23 protein-coding genes are annotated in these 21,458 nt (G+C 31.8%); 4 read left to right on the forward strand and 19 right to left on the reverse strand.

The annotated features are described in order from the left end of the window. The first annotated feature begins 17 nt into the window (after positions 1-17). Both FNB79_RS02660 and murI read left to right on the forward strand, forming a co-directional pair. Complete coding sequence (locus tag FNB79_RS02660) at positions 18-527, forward strand: OmpH family outer membrane protein (protein WP_143379827.1); 510 nt, start codon at positions 18-20, stop codon at positions 525-527. A 68-nt stretch (positions 528-595) separates the two neighbouring features. Further along, complete coding sequence (murI, locus tag FNB79_RS02665) at positions 596-1,375, forward strand: glutamate racemase (RefSeq protein ID WP_143379828.1); 780 nt, start codon at positions 596-598, stop codon at positions 1,373-1,375. On the opposite strand, the gene FNB79_RS02670 is transcribed toward murI, so the two are convergent. Both FNB79_RS02670 and FNB79_RS02675 read right to left on the reverse strand, forming a co-directional pair. Then, positions 1,372-1,899: a gamma carbonic anhydrase family protein gene (locus FNB79_RS02670; protein ID WP_143379829.1), complete on the reverse strand. Its 528-nt coding sequence runs from the start codon at positions 1,897-1,899 to the stop codon at positions 1,372-1,374. The two genes, murI and FNB79_RS02670, sit on opposite strands and share 4 nt — an antisense overlap. Before the next feature lie 18 nt (positions 1,900-1,917). Beyond that, a complete protein-coding gene (locus tag FNB79_RS02675) occupies positions 1,918-2,925 on the reverse strand; it encodes a PorP/SprF family type IX secretion system membrane protein (RefSeq protein WP_143379830.1) in 1,008 nt (335 codons plus the stop codon). Positions 2,926-3,205: 280 nt separating this feature from the next. On the opposite strand from FNB79_RS02675, the gene FNB79_RS02680 reads away from it, so the two are divergent. Next, the gene (locus tag FNB79_RS02680) at positions 3,206-4,108 is read left to right on the forward strand and encodes a NifU family protein (RefSeq protein WP_143379831.1); all 903 of its coding nucleotides are present in this window, start codon (positions 3,206-3,208) and stop codon (positions 4,106-4,108) included. A 303-nt stretch (positions 4,109-4,411) separates the two neighbouring features. Further along, positions 4,412-5,230, forward strand: coding sequence for a mechanosensitive ion channel family protein (locus tag FNB79_RS02685; protein ID WP_143379832.1), 819 nt, complete (start codon positions 4,412-4,414; stop codon positions 5,228-5,230). Here the strand turns inward: FNB79_RS02685 and tsaB are convergent, their stop codons facing one another. The 17 genes from tsaB to FNB79_RS02770 all read right to left on the reverse strand — a co-directional run bounded on the left by tsaB (position 5,231) and on the right by FNB79_RS02770 (position 21,445). Next, complete coding sequence (tsaB, locus tag FNB79_RS02690) at positions 5,231-5,905, reverse strand: tRNA (adenosine(37)-N6)-threonylcarbamoyltransferase complex dimerization subunit type 1 TsaB (protein WP_143379833.1); 675 nt, start codon at positions 5,903-5,905, stop codon at positions 5,231-5,233. It lies immediately after the preceding gene. Positions 5,906-5,921: 16 nt separating this feature from the next. After that, positions 5,922-7,199, reverse strand: coding sequence for an efflux RND transporter periplasmic adaptor subunit (locus FNB79_RS02695; protein ID WP_143379834.1), 1,278 nt, complete (start codon positions 7,197-7,199; stop codon positions 5,922-5,924). Between the two features lie 3 nt (positions 7,200-7,202). Beyond that, positions 7,203-8,555: a TolC family protein gene (locus tag FNB79_RS02700; RefSeq protein WP_143379835.1), complete on the reverse strand. Its 1,353-nt coding sequence runs from the start codon at positions 8,553-8,555 to the stop codon at positions 7,203-7,205. A 52-nt stretch (positions 8,556-8,607) separates the two neighbouring features. After that, the gene (locus FNB79_RS02705; protein WP_143379836.1) at positions 8,608-9,765 is read right to left on the reverse strand and encodes an efflux RND transporter periplasmic adaptor subunit; all 1,158 of its coding nucleotides are present in this window, start codon (positions 9,763-9,765) and stop codon (positions 8,608-8,610) included. 21 nt (positions 9,766-9,786) lie between these two features. Beyond that, positions 9,787-11,046, reverse strand: coding sequence for an ABC transporter permease (locus FNB79_RS02710; protein ID WP_143379837.1), 1,260 nt, complete (start codon positions 11,044-11,046; stop codon positions 9,787-9,789). 1 nt (position 11,047) lies between these two features. Then, positions 11,048-12,292 carry an ABC transporter permease gene (locus FNB79_RS02715; protein ID WP_143379838.1) on the reverse strand — a complete coding sequence of 415 codons (1,245 nt, stop codon included), beginning with the start codon at positions 12,290-12,292 and terminating at the stop codon, positions 11,048-11,050. Continuing rightward, positions 12,285-12,986: an ABC transporter ATP-binding protein gene (locus FNB79_RS02720; RefSeq protein WP_143379839.1), complete on the reverse strand. Its 702-nt coding sequence runs from the start codon at positions 12,984-12,986 to the stop codon at positions 12,285-12,287. The genes FNB79_RS02715 and FNB79_RS02720 overlap by 8 nt, the downstream gene beginning before the upstream one ends. A 108-nt stretch (positions 12,987-13,094) precedes the next feature. Continuing rightward, entirely contained in the window at positions 13,095-13,316 is a 222-nt protein-coding gene (locus tag FNB79_RS02725; protein ID WP_143379840.1) for a hypothetical protein, read from the reverse strand. After that, complete coding sequence (locus FNB79_RS02730) at positions 13,316-13,864, reverse strand: DUF420 domain-containing protein (protein WP_143379841.1); 549 nt, start codon at positions 13,862-13,864, stop codon at positions 13,316-13,318. The genes FNB79_RS02725 and FNB79_RS02730 overlap by 1 nt, the downstream gene beginning before the upstream one ends. Then, on the reverse strand, positions 13,857-14,603 hold the full coding sequence (locus FNB79_RS02735) for an SCO family protein (RefSeq protein WP_143379842.1): 747 nt from the start codon (positions 14,601-14,603) through the stop codon (positions 13,857-13,859). The genes FNB79_RS02730 and FNB79_RS02735 overlap by 8 nt, the downstream gene beginning before the upstream one ends. Beyond that, complete coding sequence (locus FNB79_RS02740; protein ID WP_143379843.1) at positions 14,596-15,312, reverse strand: hypothetical protein; 717 nt, start codon at positions 15,310-15,312, stop codon at positions 14,596-14,598. The genes FNB79_RS02735 and FNB79_RS02740 overlap by 8 nt, the downstream gene beginning before the upstream one ends. Before the next feature lie 109 nt (positions 15,313-15,421). Continuing rightward, positions 15,422-15,802: a cytochrome C oxidase subunit IV family protein gene (locus FNB79_RS02745; RefSeq protein WP_143379844.1), complete on the reverse strand. Its 381-nt coding sequence runs from the start codon at positions 15,800-15,802 to the stop codon at positions 15,422-15,424. A 23-nt stretch (positions 15,803-15,825) separates the two neighbouring features. Continuing rightward, positions 15,826-16,806 carry a cytochrome c oxidase subunit 3 gene (locus tag FNB79_RS02750; RefSeq protein ID WP_143379845.1) on the reverse strand — a complete coding sequence of 327 codons (981 nt, stop codon included), beginning with the start codon at positions 16,804-16,806 and terminating at the stop codon, positions 15,826-15,828. 44 nt (positions 16,807-16,850) lie between these two features. Further along, on the reverse strand, positions 16,851-17,432 hold the full coding sequence (locus tag FNB79_RS02755; protein WP_143379846.1) for a cytochrome c oxidase subunit 3: 582 nt from the start codon (positions 17,430-17,432) through the stop codon (positions 16,851-16,853). A gap of 1 nt (position 17,433) precedes the next feature. Beyond that, a complete protein-coding gene (cyoE, locus tag FNB79_RS02760; RefSeq protein ID WP_143379847.1) occupies positions 17,434-18,327 on the reverse strand; it encodes a heme o synthase in 894 nt (297 codons plus the stop codon). 62 nt (positions 18,328-18,389) lie between these two features. Then, complete coding sequence (locus FNB79_RS02765; RefSeq protein WP_143379848.1) at positions 18,390-20,519, reverse strand: capsule assembly Wzi family protein; 2,130 nt, start codon at positions 20,517-20,519, stop codon at positions 18,390-18,392. A 119-nt stretch (positions 20,520-20,638) separates the two neighbouring features. Then, a complete protein-coding gene (locus FNB79_RS02770) occupies positions 20,639-21,445 on the reverse strand; it encodes an energy transducer TonB family protein (RefSeq protein WP_143379849.1) in 807 nt (268 codons plus the stop codon). Positions 21,446-21,458 lie beyond the last annotated feature (13 nt).

Genomic DNA, 21,458 nt, shown 5'->3' on the forward strand with positions numbered 1-21,458 from the left:
AAATTAATACCTTAAAAATGAAACAATTTAAAACACTTTTAATAGCAACGGCTTTATTTATAGGCGCATCATCTTTTGTACAGGCACAAAGTAAAGTTGCTCATATTAATACTCAAGAATTGGTTTCTTCAATGCCAGAAATGAAAACTGCTCAAGCGCAAATGGAGAAATTAGGTAAAACATATGAGACTGATATTAAAACTATGGCTACAGAGCTTGACAATAAAGTAAAACAATACGATTCTGAATCTTCTACAAAAACTCAAGAGGAGAATGCTAAACGTGTGCAAGAAGTACAAACTATGGAACAAAACATCCGTCAGTATCAAGCTCAAGCACAAAAAGACATGCAACAAAAAGAAATAGATTTGTTAAGACCTATTACTGAAAAAGCTAAAGCAGCTATCTTAAAAGTCGCTAGAGCTCAAGGATTTGACTATGTGTTAGACGCTTCACAAAACGGAGGAGTTATTATGGCAGATGGTAAAGACTTATTAGCAGACGTTAAAAAAGAATTAGGATTCTAATTAATAACACTTAGATGATTTAAAAAAGCTGCTTTAAATAAAGCAGCTTTTTTTATTTTTGAAAACACATGAGCACACAACCAATTGGCATATTCGACTCCGGTATTGGGGGCACTTCTATTTTTAAAGAAATAAAAATACTTCTTCCTAATGAGCATACTATTTATTTAGCAGATAGCGAAAATGCTCCTTATGGTAATAAAACACCTGAAGAGATCTTACAGTTAAGTATTAAAAACACAGAATTACTATTAGACATGAATTGCAAGCTCATAGTAGTGGCTTGCAATACAGCTACCACTAATGCTATAAAAATGCTTAGGGCGATTTATAACGTACCATTTATTGGTATAGAACCAGCTATAAAACCAGCCTCTCTTAGTAGTAAAACAAAAACTGTAGGAATCTTAGCGACTAAAGGGACACTTAGCAGTGAATTATTTCATAATACAACAAATTTATACCGTAATGATGTTAAGGTAATAGAGCAAGATGGCGATGGTATTGTACCCTTAATTGAAGCTGGGAAAACCCTTAGTTATGAAATGAAAACGCTTCTAACAAGCTATTTAAAACCCATGATTAGCGCTAATATAGATTATTTGGTTTTAGGGTGTACACATTACCCTTACCTCATTCCGCTCTTACAACAAATGCTACCTAATCATGTTAAAATAATAGATTCGGGAGAAGCTGTAGCAAAACAAACTAAAGCTGTTTTAACTCTAGAAAATTTGCTTAATACAGAAATAAATATGGTAACTCATAAGTTTTACACAAACAAAAATCCTCAAGTCTTGTGTAACATATTAGATAAAAAATACAATGTAGAAGTGTTGGAATTCTAACTTTGGTCCTCTGCTTTAAACCACCCAGAATACTTAACATAATTATCTGCAATCCGATTAATTTCCCCTGAAATTAATGCTTCACTTATATCTTTAACTTTCTTAGCGGGTACACCTGCATAAATACTACCAGACTCAACAATTGTATTTTTTGTAAGTACAGCTCCGGCTGCTATAATTGAATTACTTTCAATAATACAATCGTCCATAACAATACTACCCATACCTATTAGAACATTGTCGTGTATAGTACAACCGTGTACTAAAGCATTATGCCCAATAGAGACATTATTACCTATGGTGGTTGGAGATTTTAAATATGTTGCATGAATTACTGCACCATCTTGTACATTGACCTTGTTACCCATTTTTATAAAATGAACATCCCCTCTAAGTACTGCATTAAACCAAATACTACATTCTTTTCCCATACTTACTTGCCCAACAATGGTTGCATTCTCAGCAATAAAACAATCATCTGGAATCTGTGGCGCGTGGCCATTAACAGCTTTTATAATCATAATTTTAATGTTTTTACAAAGTTAATAATTGCCTGGCAAGCGACCATCATATTTTGGTCTTCTAACATTAAAATTATACCCTAAAGAAAATTGGTGATAACCGCCATTATCAAAAACAATAGAATTAGTTTGATAACTATAAGAATAACCAAATACAAATTGATAGATAGACAATCCAAATACAGGTGTTAAATATTGAAGTTTTTGTTCACTTTTGCCAGAGCCATCTAAATATTCAGAACCATTTAAGCCTAATCTATAAGACAACCCAAAATACATTTTAGAAACATCAAAATCTTTATAGACCTTAAAATTAAAATCTATAAAAGTTTCCTTTGTACCTTCTTTATATTGAAACATTACTGAAGGCTCGTAATCCGTATCAATCTGTCTTGTATGAAAAACATTACCTACAGAAAACAAATAGCGTCTTAAATTATTAGTAATCTCAATGTCATTATTAACACCATCATTTTTCAATACATTTTTTATAGTTGCATGTACATAAGCAGTAATAAACTGGTAAGACATACCTATATCCATATTAAAATTAGTTGAACTTTGATCTATACCAGAAATAATAGGATCATATCCCCCATTTATAAAAGTAGATTCGTCTAAATTATACTGAATAAAACCGGCACTTAAACCAAAAGATAGCATATTTAAATCTATATCATTCCTAGAAAACATTAAATGGTGAGCATAAGTTGCATAAGCTCCTTTTTGGGAATGATAGCCATTTTTATCTGCATATAAGATGCCTCCCAATGCCGAAGACGAATATTTACCTGCTCTACCACTAATACTTGCAGTCATTAAATTAGGACCATCATCCTGTCCAAGCCATTGTTGTCTTGAGGTTAACCTAATTTTAGAAGAGTAATTCGAAACACCCGCCATAGAAGGATGAATTAAATAAATATTATCTGTTAAATAATCGGTATATATGGGTAAACCTTCTTGTGCGTTACTAAGTGTAGTTATCCATATAAAGAAGATAACTAAACTATAATTTTTAAAATTCATTTTATAAAATGCGTTTGCTATTAATTGATACAGTATATTAAGGTGGGGAGAAAATATATTGTAGTTCAAATATATAAATTTAAGTATCACTGGTCTCCAAAGTATTAGGAAAAACGAAAAAATAATGATTTTCAACCGATTTTTTACACACTTTATAGATTATATTAATAAAACAATACTATAAACAATACAGATTATATTACTATACAAAAGTTAATTTAAGGCACTTAAGCATATAACTCCATTTAAGTTTTGTTATTTTTGTCAAAATTATATTTAAATGAAAACATTTAATGTTTCAATACAAGAAACAACCAATCCAGCAATTATAAAGTTTGAATTAAATCAATTCATCACAAAATATCAAAGTTTTGAGTATAACAATATAGACGAGGCTAAAAATTCACCTTTAGCGCAACAATTATTTTACCTACCTTTTGTAAAAAAAGTATACATCTCTGCTAATTTTATAGCTATAGAGCGTTATAATATTGTAGAATGGATTGATGTGCAAGATGAAGTTTCTAAACAAATAGAAGATTATCTAAATAACGATGGTGTAGTACTATTAGAAGAAAATACACCTAAAAAAACGGCGGTAACAGTCTATGCCGAAAGTACTCCAAATCCAGCAGTTCAAAAATTTGTAGCCAATAAAAAATTAGTTACAGCAATGTTTGAATTTACCTCTATAGACGAGGCTAAATTATCGCCTTTAGCTTCAGAGTTGTTTCACTTCCCATTTGTAAAAAGTGTATTTATTGATGAAAATTACGTATCTATTACAAAATACGACATCGCAGAATGGCAAGATATTACGATGGAATTGCGAGAATTTATTAGAGGATTTATAGAACAAGGGAAAGATGTTGTTTTAGCTGAGGCACCAGAAAAATTAGGAAAAACAACACCACAAATAGATGAAACTTTTGATGCGTTAGACGACACATCTAAAGAGATTATAAATATTTTAGAAGAATATGTAAAACCTGCAGTAGCTAGCGATGGTGGAAATATTCAATTTCAATCATACAATCAAGACACTAAAACTGTAAAAGTAATACTTCAAGGCGCGTGTAGCGGTTGTCCGTCTTCAACTTTTACATTAAAAAACGGAATTGAAAACATGCTGAAAGAAATGCTGAATGACAAAGTAGAGTTTGTTGAAGCAATTAATGGCTAATTAATTTTCACAATTTGTAGTTTTATTTTAGATATACTTAATAAGTAACAAATTAAAAAAAACTTAAATATATGTTACAAAAAAAGTAAATAAAGACACAACAAACACTTTTAAACACAAAACTTTATATCGATATAAAACTATTTTAGTTAATGAATTAAGTTTTCAAGAAATGCGAATATTAAAAAAAATATTCGCATTTCTTATTTATAACAATCAAAATCCTACGCTTTTTAAGCTTTAAGAGTGTAGATATCCGACCGTTTTTTTAGATTTGTATAAAATAGAAAACTACTATAATTTATGGAAGAAAATTTAGACTACTACTTAAAACAAATAATAGCTTTTGGAACCGAATATGGTTTAAAGGTTATTGGCGCAATTATTGTTTGGATTGTTGGATCTTGGGCAATTGGTAAAATTGTTAAAACCACAAGAAAATTAATGGAGAAAAGAGACTATGAAATTAGTCTACAAAAATTTTTAATAGACCTTATTAGTTGGTCATTAAGAATAATTTTAATCATTACACTTTTAGGAACCTTAGGTATTCCTACTACGTCTTTTGCTGCTGTTTTGGGTGCTGCTGGTTTAGCTATTGGTTTAGCTTTACAAGGTTCGCTTGCTAATTTTGCAGGAGGAGTATTAATTTTATTATTCAAGCCTTTTAAAGTTGGAGATTACATCACTGGAGGTGGAGAATCTGGTACAGTAAAGGAAATTAAAATTTTCACTACAGAATTAGCAACACCTCAAAACCGTAAGGTTATTATTCCTAACGGACCATTATCTAACAGTAATATAATTAATTATAGTGCTAACGACGAAATTCGTTTAGATATGGTTGTAGGTGTAAGCTATGACGATGATATTAAGAAAACAAAAGAAGTGTTAATGAACGTTTTAACCGCTAATCCTAAAGTATTAAAAGATCCAGCACCAATGGTAGCTGTGACTGAATTAGCAGATAGTTCTGTAAATTTCGCTGTTAGAGGTTGGGTTAAAAATTCAGATTATTGGGATGTTCATTTTGAAAATACTGAAGCTATCAAATTAGCACTTGACGCAGCAGGTATTGAAATTCCTTATCCGCATTCTGTTGAAATACAAAAGCAAGCTTAATTATTTAGATTTAGGTTTTAAAGCCACAAAATCTTTTAAATAATAAGGTTCAAAATAGGCGACATCTTCGATGTCGCTTTTTTTATACTTAATTTCTGCCAAATATCCCATTTCTCTAGCAGAGGGTAACTTACCTTCTACAAAAACAGCGTTTGGATGCGTTAAAATTTGCTTTGTTTTTTCTACACCACTTCCTATAAAATATACTTTACCTTGATCCAAGTAAGACGCATAGGCATGCTCGTCTAAAACCTCTGCTTTAATTTCGCGTATTGCATTATAATTAGCATCATAAATCGCAGAATACACTTCCATACGGCGAGCATCTAACATCGGTACAATTAAACCTTCTGTAATACTTACTTGATGCGCCAAAGCCTCTAAAGTAGATACTGAAATTAAAGGTTTATCTAAAGCATAGCACAAACCTTTTACAGCAGACACCCCAATACGTAATCCTGTATAAGATCCAGGACCTTTACTAACAGCAATAGCATCAATTTGTTCCCTTTTTATATTATTTTCTTCAAATAAAGCTTCAATATAAACATGAAGACGTTCTGCATGAGAATAGCCTTTATCGTTATCTTCTTTCAAAGCAAAAGTCTCACCATCTTTAGATAATGAGACCGAACAATTAGTTGTTGCTGTTTCTATGTTTAATAATAATGCCACTGTTTTATTGGTTAAATTATTCTTCTGTTTTTTCTTCTACATTATCAGACTCAGATCCTACTTTATCGCCAGTCTTTAAAGTTTTGGTTACCATATTATATGGTCCAGTAATCACCAAATCTCCAACTTCTAAACCCGAAACAATTTCAATATTTGAATTGTCTTGAATTCCTGTTTTAACAACGCGAAGTTTAGCAATATCACCCTCTTTTACAAATACACATTCAAATTTTTCAGTAGATTCTACTGTTTTTGGTGCTGTTGTTTTTGAGCTCGTAGTATCGTTTTTTATTACAATTGCGCTAATAGGTACGCCAATGATATCTTTACGTTTTTTAGTAATAATATCTACTGTTGCAGTCATACCTGGACGGAACGGAGAATATGATTTTGGTTTACCTTCTACTAAATCTTGATACGATTCTTTTAAAATTCTAACTTTAACTTTAAAATTTGTAACCTGATCCGATGTTAGAGATTCATCTGCAGAATTTGCTATTTCGGTAACAATACCTTTAAATTCTTTCTTTAAATACGCATCGACTTCTACAATTGTAGAGTCACCAATATTTACTTTAACAATATCATTCTCATTAACATCGACCTCGACCTCCATATTATTTAAATTGGCTACACGCATAATTTCTGTTCCTGCCATTTGTTGGGTACCAACTACACGTTCTCCCAATTCGGCATCTAATTTAGAAATTGTTCCGCTCATTGGAGCAAAAATTGTTGTTCTATTTAAATTATCGTTAGCTTCATTTACAGTCGCTCCAGCACTTTGCATATTATAAAATGCAGCCGCTTTAGTGGCTTCTGCTACTTCGTAAGCAGAAATGGCTTTATCCCAATCTGCTTTTGCAATAATTCCTTTTTCATATAAGGTTTTATTACGCTCGTAATTGGCTTTGGCTTCTTTTAATGATGCTTCTGCCTGATCTAAACCTGATTTAGCATTTTGAAGTGTTGCTTGAGAACGGTTTAAACTAGATTGATATATATCAGGATTTATCTTTACTAATAAGTCGCCTTTCTCGATTTCTTGACCTTCACGAACTGGTAAGTCAATAATTTCTCCAGAAACTTCACTAGAAAGTTTAACCTCTATTTCTGGTTGTATTTTACCCGTAGCAGAAACCGTTTCAATAATATCTATTGTTGTAATTTCTTGAGTTTCTACTTCCTTAAAATTTGATTGTTTACCAAACCAACCTGCTTTTTTGCCAATAACAAGCAATGCAAGAAGTGCAACAATAATGGAAATAATAAGAATAAGCTTTTTCTTGTTCATGGTTTAGTTGTAATTAATTTGGTCGATTGGAATTCCAAAATAGAATTCTAAAACTTTGACTTTAAAGATATATTGATATTTTGTTCTAACAACATCGGATTGTGCATTTTCATAATTAATTGATGATTGATTAAAATCAAATGCATTAGATAATCCTACCTTGTAACGCTCTTCGGCATATTCATATGCTAATTTTCTAGCTTCTTCAGTTTGCATTGCAGCTTCGTAAGATTTTTTAGCATTTTTTGCATCATTATAAGCCTGATATACATTAGCTTCTAAATCTAAATTTGCTTGTTCTAGTAAATATTTAGAACGTTCTACATTAATTTGGCTACGTTTAACATTATTTCTAGTGGTTAATCCGTTAAAAATTGGAACACTAAGTTGTAGTCCAATAGATGTACCATCAAACGTAGATAATTGATCAAAGAATCCCATTGTATTTCCAGTTGAAAAATCTATGTTCGTACCCGACCAATAAGTACTATATCCCATATAAGCACTTAACGTAGGATAATATAATGTTCTGGCTAACTCCAAATCTTTTTGGGCTAACTCTAAGTTAGATTCTGCAACTTTTACATCGTATACTTCTTCTTTTGCTTTTTCTATTATTGTTGAAGCATCTTCTTCTAAAATAGAATCTGGAAATAAACCATAATCTTCTTCTGCAATATCAAAACTCTGATAATCTTTAATTTGTAAGAGTTGTGCTAATCCAATTTTTGAAATAAATAAATCATTTTCTGCTGCAATTATTTGCTGATTTTGTGTAGCATCCGTAGCCTTTATTTCTAATAAATCGCCTTGAGGTAATACACCTGCTTCAACTAATTCTTTAGTACGTTCTAAATTTTCTTTAGTGATTCTGTTTTGAGATTCTAAAACTTTTATTTGTTCTTTATTATATAAAATATCTACAAACGCATTTGCTACATAAATTGAAATATCGTCTCTCATTTTATCTAATTGATATTGAGAGGCTATAGCATTTATTTTAGAGCGTTGTAAAGATTTCCAGTTACGTAAACCAGAAAACAAATTAACACCAGAGTTAACACCTCCACTTGCAGATCTAAATGTTTCGTTTTCAAACTGGTTTGTTGTGGGGTTAATGTTTGCTCCCGTATTCACACTAAATGATGAATTTGCATTTAAGGTTGGTAAAAAATCCATTACCGCTTGAGATTTATCGATATCTGTAAGCTGAGTATCTAACTCTGATTGCTTTATAGATATATTATTTTCCAACGCATAATCTACACACTCTTGAAGAGTCCATTGTTTATTATCTTGTGCGTAAATGGTTAATCCGCTAAAAAGGAAAAGGCCTAAAAGTGTTATTTTTTTCATAATTACATTATCAGTCTAAGAATTGTTAAAAGTGTTACACCCAATCGTTAATTTATTGAGCATATTTTGGAATTCCTTGAATTTGGTTCCAAACTTTAATTTTATCATCTTTTGAAATTCCGCTTTTCAGCTGAACAAATATACCATCACTAATACCTAACTCTACATCTTTTCTTTCAAATTTCTGTTCGCCTACTTCAACTTCTACAAATGGTTTTTGGGTTTCTGTATCGTATTGTACTAATGCTTCTTTAATGGCTAGAGTATTTTCAACTTTATCTAAAATGATTGACGCATTGGCACTTAAACCTGCACGAATAAAAACGTCATCAACCTTAGTTAAAGTCCCTTTAATTTCAAACTGAATGGCTCCGTTTTCTTCAACACCTTGTGGTGCGATATAATCTAATACTGCATCAAAGGTTTTATCTTCAATTGCACCCACCGTAATCTCTAATGGTAGATCTTCTTTTATCTTACCAACTTCACTTTCATCAACTTTACCTTCAAAAATCATTTTATTTACATCTGCTAAAGTCGCTATTGAAGTACCTTCGTTAAAATTATTAGCTTCAATAACTTGATTTCCTGCTTTTACTGGCACATCTAACACCATACCAGAAACTGTAGAACGAATTAAAGTTTGTGCAATATTACCTAAACCTGAAGTAGTTCCTGTTTTTATAATATCAAAATTTTGTCTTGCAGAGGTTACATTTATTTCTGCTTGAGCCACGGCTTGTTTGGTTTGTAAATATGTATTTTCAACAGCATCAAAATCATTTTGAGAAATTACCCCTTTTTCAAATAAAACTTTTTGCCTTTTATAATTAGCTTCTTGAGTTTCAAAATTAATTTTTGCAGTTTGTAAAGCGGTTTCATTTGTCGCTATATTATTTTTAGCACTTGATAATGAAGACACATTTGGAATAACACGAATTTTAGCAATTAAATCGCCTGTGTTAACATACGCTCCAGCTTCTATATAAATTTCTTCTATAACGCCTGAAATATTGGGTTTAATAAGTACTTCTTCTTTAGGTACAATATTACCGGTTGCTACCGTTTTTAAAACAATAGTTTGCTCTACCGGAACATCTGTAGTATAGGTTATAGGATCTTCCTGATTTTTCTTCCATAGATAGAAGAGCGATATTGCAAAAACAACAACAATTAGGATTAATACGATTACGGTTGATGATCTTTTCATATGATGTTAATTCTTTGTTTTTTAATCTATTCTTAATGCGTCTACAGGTTTCATTTTAGTAGCACTATTTGCAGGAATTAAGCCTGCTAATAATCCAGATACCACTAATATGATTAAGGCTGTAAAAACGACAGACATACTTACACTTGGATTTGCAAAGTTTTCTACAGGTCCATTATTATCTAAAATATAATTCATAATCCAAATTACTCCTGCTGCAAACGATATGCCCACCATTCCTGAACTTATAGTTAAAATTAAGCTCTCTTGTAATATTTGAGATTTAATTGTCCAAGGCGTTGCACCTAAGGCACGGCGTACTCCAATTTCTTTTGTGCGCTCTTTTACTACGATTAGCATAATATTGCTAATACCTATAATTCCAGACATTAAAACTAATGCGCCTACAAAATATCCTACAAGTCCTAAAATGGAGAATAATCCGTTAACCCTACCGAAGGCTTCAGATAAATCGAAATCACCAATTGCTCTATCATCGTCTGGATGAATTTTATGACGTGCTTTCATAAGCTCAAAAATTTTGGGCTTAATAGTTGTAATACTAATATTATCCTGTCCTGTAATGGCCATCCAATACACATCTTCTCCGGTGTTAAATGCTTTTCCAAACGAAGTAAATGGAATAAAAATAGTGTTAGCTTCTTCTTCTTGATCACCTTGAGAATTACTCGCTCTAAAGGTTCCTACAACCATAAAGTTAACTCCACTAATTTTTATATATGTCCCTAATGGGTCTTCATCTTTATCATAGAGACTTTTAATCACATCTACGCCTACTACACAAATTTTTCTATTAACATGAATGTCTGAATAACTTATAAAACGACCACTAGTAATATCCATAGGTTGTTGTTTGATATATTCGGGGTAATCGCCATTAATTTGAAAGGCTCCTGCTTTCATCCCTCTAACCACATTGTTTTCCCCACTATAACCACCTAATTGTAATCGTGGCGAGACATATTTAAGTTCAGGAATTTCTGCTTTTAGAGCTTCTACATCTGATAATTTAAAATCAAAAAATCGTCCTTTAGGTAATCCTTTATAAGAAATAGAAGTTTGTTGGGTCCACATAAACATAGAGTTTGTAGCAAAGTTTCCAAAATCTGCTGTTACTCCATTTGTTAACCCATTGGTTAAAGCTAATAACAATACTAAAATTGCAATTCCCCAAAACACGCCAAACGCCGTTAATAAAGTTCTAAACTTATTAGCGCTTAAGGCCTCCAATATTTCGTCCCATCTATCTTTACTAAACATATTATTCGTCTCTTAAAGCAATTATTGGTTTTATTTGGGCTGCACGATAGGCAGGAAAGAACCCTGCTAATGCACCTGCAATCACTAAAATGAAAACAGTAGTTAGAGCTGTGTTAAAATCGACTTGAGGATATTTTATAAAGTCGCTTTCTATTAGCGGTCCTACAAATTCTAATAAACCGAGTCCAGATATTAATCCGAATAAACCTGAGAATAGAGTTACAAAAACGGACTCCTGCAATATCATACCTACAATAGACATGGGTTGTGCTCCCAAAGCTTTACGTATACCTATTTCTTTGGTACGTTCTTTTACTATAATTAACATAATGTTACCCACACCAACAACACCTGCAATGATAGTACCTATACCTACAAACCAAAATACAGCTGAAATGGTTGCAATTAAAGAATATATTTTTTTTGCTTCTTCCATAGTGTTATAAACACTAATAGCGCTAGTATCGTCTGGGGAGACGACATGATTTTGTTTTAAATCGGCAAGTATTGCTTCTGATATGGCTGCCGACTCTTCTGCGGCTTTACTATAATTGTCTGACATTTTTAATGTAAACATCATATTACGTATTTTGTCTGCGCCATTAAAAGCGCGTTGAGCAGAAGTTAGCGGTAAAAATACTTTACTCTCGTCGCGCTCTCCACCTGGGTCGAAAAACACACCTACAACTTTATAGCTTATACCATAGACTGAAATATCTTTATTTATAGGGTCTTCATCTTTAAATAAATCTTTTTTAACGCGATTACCTATTACTGCTACTTTTTTAGCTTCTTCGACATCGGAGTTGTTAAGAAAGCGTCCCTGCCCTATATCTGCGTTTTCTATAAACTGATTTCCTGGTAACACACCTTGAATTCTATACGAACCAGATTCATTTTTATAATTTACTAATCCTCCCCAAATGGTGTAAAAAGCAGATTTATGTTCTATGTTATTGCTGTACTTTCTGGAAATTGTATTGAAATCGTTATTTTTAAACTGAATAAATCTCCCTGGATTTAAGCCTTTATACTCTTTAGTAGTTATACCTGGCCAAATGCTAATTAAGTTAGACGCATCTTGTTCAAACTGAGAGGTTACACCATTCTGAATACCTTTACTGAATCCGAGTAAGATAACCAAAATAAAAATTCCTGAAGACACAGAAAGTCCAGTAAGAAACGTTCTTAATTTATTTTTTCGGAGGGTTTCAAAGATTTCCTGCCAGCGTTCAATATCAAACATTTGCTATTGCTCTTACTTGTTCTACCTTGGTATCGTTTATAATTAACCCATCTTTTAAATTCACTACACGCTTAGTCATTTGTGCAATATCTGGTTCGTGAGTTACAATTAAAATGGTTTTTCCTTCTTCGTTAATACCCTGAATTAGGTCCATGACTTCGTAAGACGTTTTAGTGTCTAAAGCTCCTGTAGGTTCATCGGCTAGGAGTACTTTGGGCTCACTCGCTAATGCACGTGCTATGGCAACACGTTGTTTCTGGCCTCCCGACATTTCGTTAGGTAAATGGTGAGACCAATCTGCAAGTCCAACTTTTTCTAAATAATATGCTGCTTTTTCAATACGTTCTTTTCGCTTTATCCCTTGATAGTATAAAGGCATAGCTACATTATCTAAAGCAGATTTATAGTTAATAAGGTTAAAAGATTGGAAAATAAAACCTAAAAATTTATTGCGGTAGTTGGCTGCAATTTTTTCATTTAAATTTTTTATGGGGAATCCATCTAGAGTATAGCTACCGGAATCTGCTTCATCCAACATGCCTAAAATATTTAACAAGGTAGATTTGCCTGATCCTGAAGATCCCATTATAGAGACTAACTCGCCTTCTTTTACATTAAAATCAATGCCCTTAAGCACATGTAGCGAATTAGACCCCATGTGATAAGATTTATGTAAATCTGTAATTTCAATCATATTAGATGGCTTAATGGTTGGCGCTGTTAAACTCTAAATTTCAGAGATTTGGTATAAACAACTAATATTAAGACTACTTAATCAAGAAATTGTTACAGTAAAAACAAATTATTTTTTTGTTCTAAAAAATTTTAGATACATAGCATAACCAATTCCAGCCATTAATAAGTAGGGAATAGCCATTAAATACACTATACCATCATTAATACCTTTAGCTGCGCCTTGTCCGTCTTCTGTTTCTAAAACAGCTCGACACATTGCACATTGTGCATCTGCAGTAAAGCTAACAGCAAAGATTAGAACGATAAAAAGTATAAATGGTTTTTTCATTAGTAACTGTAATAAGGAGAAATTAAAACATACACTATTACACCTGTAACAGCTACATATAACCATAGTGGAAATGTAATTTTAGCAATTTTTCTGTGGCGTACTATATCATTAGTTATACCACGTACGTAAGTGATTAAAACAAAAGGAATAACTACTACCGATAATACAATGTGGGTAAATAATATAAAATAGTATATGTATTTTATTACACCAACCCCACCAAATTTAGTAGAATCACTAGTCATATGATAGGCTACATATAGTACTAAAAACAACACAGAGAGTGCCATTGCGATCTTAATTAACAACTCATGCTGTTTTATATTTTTCTTTTTAATAGCTAAAAAAGCCATTATTAAAACTATAGCTGTAATGCCATTTGTTGTTGCATAAATTGGAGGTAAAAATCCTAAGGGTTTTACATTAGGTATTTTAATACCAAATAAAATAGCTACAGCAATGGGAATGATTACAGATAAAGCAATAATCCATTTATTATACTTCGCTGCTTTTTCTGTATTTACAATGTATTCAGAATTATTCATTTAAAAGTTTTTTAATATCTTCTTTAAGCATACTTATTTCTTCTTCTTCACCATCTTCGTTATACTTTTCTGATTCGGTAATTGTCCCTCTGTAGTATATCTGAGGATTTCCATAATTATCTGATCGGGATCTTATAAATCCATTTTTATCAATTAGTGCAAAATTTCCAGAATGTTCAAATCCGCCAGCTACTGTCTCATTTTCTGCTGCATATAAATTAAAGCCTAAATTTGCTAATTGATAAATATCTTCACGTTTACCAGTCATTAAATTCCAATTGGGATTTGTTACACCATATTTTTCAGCATAAGCCTTTAAAACCTCAGGTGTATCATAGCTAGGATTAATCGTAAACGAAGCAACCCCAAAATTTTCTATACCTTTAAAACGTTCCTGAATCTGTACGAGATTATGACTCATAATAGGACAAATAGTTGGACATGTTGTAAAGAAAAATTCTACAATATAAACTTTACCCAAATAATCTGCATTGGTAATGGTATCTCCATCTTGATTTACAAAACTAAAGTCTGGCACTTTTTTAGGCGCTCCATTAACTTCTATAAACATTAATTTTTCTTGAGTTGAAAAATTATTATCGGGTACGTTGCTTATTCTATCACTACGGGAAATGTCGTCGTTTTTAATACGATCTACAATTTTTGGAATAAATAGAATTCCAAAAACGAGAATAATAAAGGCAATGCCTACGTAAGAATAATTTGATTTTTTACTCATCTGTTCCTTTTAAATCGTTTGCTCGTCTAGATGTAGAATCGAAATTACCTTTACGTTTTTGACGATATTCGGTAAATAAGATTCTAACATCTTCACTCATTTTATTTTTTAAATCGGCCACTTTAATAGCATCATAAGATGCTTTTGAATAAGGCTTAACTTTTTTCGCTAATTCGTTATCTGTTCTATCATCAAACCGCCCTCTTAAATTCATCTCTTTATCTACAATATAAACATTGTTTGTAGCTAAATTTTCATCTAATCTGTCTGATGTATCTAAACTATTATGAATAGCTTTAATTGCATTTTCAGACCCAAAGACAAAATGCCAATACTTTAGCTCTTCGTACTTCATTAATTCAGCCTTTAAAGTCTTAGCTTCTGCTTCTGTACCTTCTGGTAAAAGAATAACAATTTGAAACGTCTTAAATCCTTTAAATTTATCGTAAATTAATTCTTTTAAATTTGATGCAGCTGTAAGTTTATCTAAAGGCGTGTTTCCAAAAAAGCCTAAAACTGTTAAATGGTCTTCTAATAAAACAGGTTGGTCTGTTGTTGATACAAAACCATTAATATCGGCTACCTGATCATGTAAAATGTCTAATGTATTGTAATTGTGTTTTGCCGGGTATAAAAACAATAGAAAAGTAACAGGAAGAAAAAATAAGATACAAAGTACTGCGTATCTTTTTATTTTTTTAGCGTTCATAAATTAGACTTTAAAGCAAAACTTGACATCAAATTTCAACTATAGTGCAAAAATAAAAAAGACGGTTTAATAAACCGCCTTTATACTTTGATTTAACACTTATAGTATATTAAAAATCGTGTGTAATATATCCGTTAGAGTATACATTTTCTATATAACCGCCTTCTGTTAATAATATAAAAGTTAAGTAACATATTAGAAATACTGCAGTCCATATAATTGCGCGTCTAAGACCTGCTTTTTCATCTCGCATGTGCATAAAGTCCCAAGTAATATAATAGGCTTTTACAACGGTTAAGATGATGAAGATCCAGTTTAAAACTTTCATTCCAGCAATATACCCCATTAATATTTCTGGTTTATAAATTCCTAATATGACTTCTATAGCTGTAATTACAGATAGTAGAATTAATACTCCCCAGATTTTATCTTTATTAGACTTAAATTTAAGTGCTCCTCTAAATATTTCTAATTTTTGTGCGTGTGCCATGATCTAAAAATTATATCTTAAAATTAAACTAAGTAGAAGAATGTGAAAACAAATACCCAAACTAAATCTACAAAGTGCCAGTAAAGACCAACTTTCTCTACCATTTCGTAACTTTTTCTTTTTTCGTATGTCCCAACAAGTACATTAAAGAAAATAATAATATTTAATACGATACCCGAAAATACGTGAAATCCGTGAAATCCTGTAATAAAGAAAAAGAAATCTGCAAATATTGGTTTCCCGTATTCGTTAACGTGAAGGTTTGCACCTTGTACAACAAGTTGTCCGTTAGATTTTAATTGATTTACAGACTCTGCTCTAGACAATACTGTTTTTTGCCCTTCAGCATTTAGAAGCTCTGTTCTTACCAAAATATTTTCGTTAGCTTCTAAGCCTTTCACAACTTCATCTACAGTAAACATTGGAAGAGAACCTTCATCTGTAAACCATAATCCATTCTTTCTTTCATGTTGAGTTCTCTCGTGAGGCGTTGCAATTGCAAAATCACTAATAGCTACACGATGTCCTTCTGCATCTACAAACTGAAGCAAGTTTCCTGAACGCGTTTGCACAGCTCCATATTCACCTTTAATAAATGTTTGCCATTCCCATGCTTGAGATCCAACGAAGATAATACCTCCTATAATAGTTAAAAACATATAGACAGATACCTTATTTTTATCTAAATGATGTCCTGCATCTACAGCAAGTACCATAGTAACAGATGACATAATTAAAATAAACGTCATAAAAGCAACGTAAATCATAGGTAATTCTTGACCATGCATAAACGGAACGTGTGTAAACACCTCATCTGCTATAGGCCATGAATCAATAAATTTAAATCTAGAGAAGCCATAGGCTGCTAAAAAACCTGAGAAGGTTAGGGCATCAGACATGATGAAGAACCACATCATCATTTTACCGTAACTTGCATTTAGAGGTTCTTTACCTCCTCCCCAAGTTTTTCCTTCGGTTCCAGTATTTATAACTGTAGTATTCATATTAATTATTCAGTTTTATGGTTAGTCAAAAATATACAAATTATTTATTTAAAGAAATATAAAAACAAAAAGAGATACAACCAGAGGAAATCTACGAAATGCCAAAAAGTCGTGGCGAGTTCAAATCCAAGCATTTTCACTGGACTATATTTTTGTTTAAAATGATTATAAATTACAACAAGCAAGCAAATAAGTCCAACTAGTACGTGTAAAATATGCATTACAGCAATTACATACACGTAAGACATTGTAATATTACTAGTAGGTCCTGTAAAATTATATCCATCCTGTATGATAGCACTAAACCCTGAAAATTGATTAAATACAAAAGCTATTCCTAAACCTAATGTAACTAATAATAACAGTGTTGTAGCTTGACGATTGCCTTTTTTTAATGCTTTTTTTGCAAAATATAGTGTTACACTACTTATTAAAATTAAGATTGTGCTTATTAAAAATGCGGTTGGCAATTGATAATCTTCTAACCAATCTGGCCTATTACTACTTACTATAAAAGCGCTTGTCCATCCCGCAAAAGTCATGATTAAAGAAATTAATCCAAACCAAAGCATAACTTTCTTTGCTCTGTAAGTTTTTTCTTCTAAAGTACCTTCAGTTAAATCCATATTATCTTAAAAATTTATCTAGTACATATATTATTTGAATTAGCGTGATGTAAGACACACTTGCTAACATTAATTGTTTTGCAGCTAAGGCTGTCATCTTTTTAAATAAAAGAATAGCATAATATAACATAACTAATCCAAAAAGAAACACAACTATAGCAGCTAAAGGTGATAAAAATAATTTACCTGTAAACCCAAAAGCTGGTACTATTGAAATAATTATAGTCCAAACTGTATACATTATAATTTGTACAGCGGTTCCCTTATCTCGTTTACCTGTAGGTAACATAAAAAAACCACCTTTTTTATAATCGTCAAATAAAAACCAGCCTATTGCCCAAAAATGTGGAAATTGCCAAAAGAACTGCCACATAAATAACACACCTGGCTCAATCCCAAAATTATTTGTTGCAGCAACCCAGCCTAACATAAATGGAATTGCCCCTGGAATAGCTCCAACAAATACAGATAAAGGCGTTTTTGTTTTTAATGGCGTATATACACAAGTATATATAAAAATAGATATAGCGCCAAACATAGCCGTTCTAGGATTAATTACATACAGAACTATTATTCCTAATAGCGTAAATATTGATGCTATGATAAAAGCCGTATTTACAGACATTCGTCCTGCAGGTATGGGTCTGTTTTTGGTACGATCCATTAAGACATCTAAGTCTTTTTCAATAATTTGATTGAATGCATTGGATGCACCAACCATGAAATACCCACCTATACTTAATAAAATTAAGGTTTTTATATCTATAACATCTACGCCCAATAAATATCCGGTTAAAGAAGAAAAAACGACACTTATAGATAAGCGCATCTTCGTGATTTCTTTAAAATCTGAAATTAGTGAATGGGTCTTAATAGACGATGGTGTACTACTCAAGGTGTCGATTACTTATCGCTTTATTAATTTAAAGTGCGCAAATATACTTTGAAAAGTTAATTCTACAAATCAAAATACCAATTAAATAGGTCACTACGTAAACCTACATTAAACCATACTGTTTGACTTTTATCTAGTGTTGAAGTAATAACTTCGGGATCGAAATTACGGTAACTTACATTGGTAAAAAGCTTTAAATTGGTTGCAGGATTAATTAAATAACTTAATTGTAGTTCTGCATTTACAGAATTTGTTTTAATGCCCTGTCCAATTTTAACATTTGTATCTGCTGGTCTGTCGTTATAATCTTTATAAATATTACCTCCATAACTATAACTATCTTCTTCCGTATCGTAATCTAATCCTCGCATGCCTACAATTAATTTAGCATCGGCAGACCAACGCTGATAATTATAACGCCCTATGAGTATTAGTTCTCTAAAATTAGCACCCCATAAATGGGCCATGGATTGATTGTAGTTTCCGTAATTTAATGTTATTGTGTTATGTGAATAGGTATAAGGACGTACTTGATTATATTCTGCTTGAAGTAGCAAATTATCTACTTTAAATGCATTGTAATATTTATAACCTATTTGAAAACCGTATTTATTTTTCCAGCTTTTCTCTCCGCCTGTCACATCATCTAAAGAAAATTCATCTAAAATAAACTGTCCATATAAATTCATATTATCATTTAACTTATACTTAGTTGTTAATCCTAAAATGGCGTTACCTGCACCTTGCCCCGTCTCAAACTCTATTGCTCTTAAAAAAATTATTGGGTTTAAATAATTCACATCAAAGCCTCTATCGTTTGTATTTCTCCAAACAACAGATTCAAATAACCCAATATTTAATCGTCTTGTAACATTTAAACTTAAATAATGATTAGACATATATTTTGTTAGGTATGTTTTATCTTCTACAACATCGTCTCTAACATCTTTTAACCATAACCAAGTACTTGTATATTTTAACTTCCAGAATGACACATTAAGTTTTAAGTAGGGAGAAGGTATAGATACATCACTCAATAACAACGAACGATAACCATCTCCTATAAAGTTTTTACCATGACCAAATTGAAGGTTTAAAAATGACACAGGAGAATACGACATATAGGCTTCTGCCACTGGATAATCGTAAGCATCTTCTTTATATGCTTTTGCAATACCACGACCCGGAATTATAGCTGGATCTGGTCCCCAAGCTTTTAAACTTTCTGCGTATTCATTATAGTATTGGGCAAAACGTCCCTGACTTTCATAAAACGAGGTTGAAAAACTAAAATTTTTACCAATACCTCCTTGAAAATTAATACCTCGCGTATTATTATAAGTATAACTAAAATCGGCATCTGTATCTTTACCTACTTGCAAATCCAAAATTGGATCGGCAGTAAACCAATAATTTTTTCCTTCAACCTCAACGAAATGTTCATTCCAGAATTTACGTCCAAACCAAGTAGACACTGTTTTTTGGGTTTGTGCTTCTTCACCCCCAAAATTGTAATAGGTATTAACGTCTGAATACAATAAAGGTTTAGATCCTGTATGGCTGTTTGTACCAACAAGATTCATTTGTCTATCGAATTTTGAATAGTAACTATGACTAAAGGGAATATTTAGTGTGCTTTTAAACTGTTTTTTAGTATTGAATTTAACCGCCTTACTAATACTATCTAATTCGTTCTTTACACGAGCTTCAATGGGATTTATCTTTGTAACTGCTACTACAGTATCTATTTCTGATTCTTTTTGAGCAGCCTGATAAGCGACTAATGGGATTTGTATTTTAATAGAATATTGTTTATACACAGGATTCCCTTTATAAAGTGCTGGCTTTATATTTGGAAGTAGACTAAATACTCGTCTGGCTTCATCTTGAAGAGATTTATACATCGCATCTGTATACAATACTTTAAATACTCCGTCTTTATTAACTTCAAATAAGACAACAAGTTCTCCTTTATATTGATCGTTTACAACCTCTTCTGGTATCTGAAAGGCATGATAAACAAAATTATAAACCGTTTCATCGAAACACGATTGAAGATTTTCAAGCGTTGAAGATTCACAATCTTTAAACACAGGTGGCTTCTCGGAAAAATGTTGTTGTTGTATGTGTTGATTTTGTGCATACTGTAAGGCAGGGACTGCAAGCAGTAGTATTACAAGTAGTGATTTCATAAAAAAATGATAGCAATTAGTTTAATGCCGAAAGATACTATTTTTTAAGAAGACAAAAATTATAAAAGCCGATACGATTGTGCATCATATCGACTTTTTAATGGTTTTTTTTAAGCGTTTTAATCCTGTACCTTAAATAAAATAGGCATAGTATACATTACGCTTACATTTTTGTTACGTTGCTTCCCAGGAATCATAGTTGGCACTTCCCCAATTACGCGTTTTGCTTCGTTTTCTAATGTTTTATTTGGTGCACGTGCTTTTACATCGGTAACCTCTCCCTTATTATTTATTTTAAATTGAACATGTATTTTTTGAATACCAGTAAGTCCCTCATCTGCCGCTAAGTTAGTATTAAATTTTTTTTGAATTAATTTGGAAAGCTTCTCAGACATACATGTTTTACGAGCTTCGTTAGATTTAGAAGATTCACAACCAGGAAACACAGGAACAATCTCAACACCCATCATATTAAAAATTTCATCTTCATCTTCTGGTATTTCTACAATATCAAGATCAGATGCATCTTTTAAAACTGGAGTTTCATCGGTCTGAGTAAATACAGCTTTAAAATCTGTATCAACAGTAGCATTATTATCTACAACAATTGGTGTGTCACTTAAAATGGTTTTCTTAACAGATTTTTTCTCGATGGTCTGAACCGCTTTAGGTGTTTCATAAATTATAAAATTGTCCATCATGTATTCTGAAGATTCTTCAATATTAGCTGCATAATCTACCTTGGGTAATTCCTGCTGCTTAAAGGACGTTTCAAACAAACCATAAACCAAGAGTAAACACACTATTAATCCAATTTGGAAATAAATCATTGTATTGTTTTTGAGCTTTACATCCCTACTATGAATCACATCGCTTTTATCATTAACCCGAATCAACAATAAGTCTTTTTTTACTAAATCTTTCATAATATTTAAAATT

Origin of the sequence: Formosa sediminum (assembly GCF_007197735.1) — a bacterium.
Lineage (GTDB): Bacteria > Bacteroidota > Bacteroidia > Flavobacteriales > Flavobacteriaceae > Formosa > Formosa sediminum.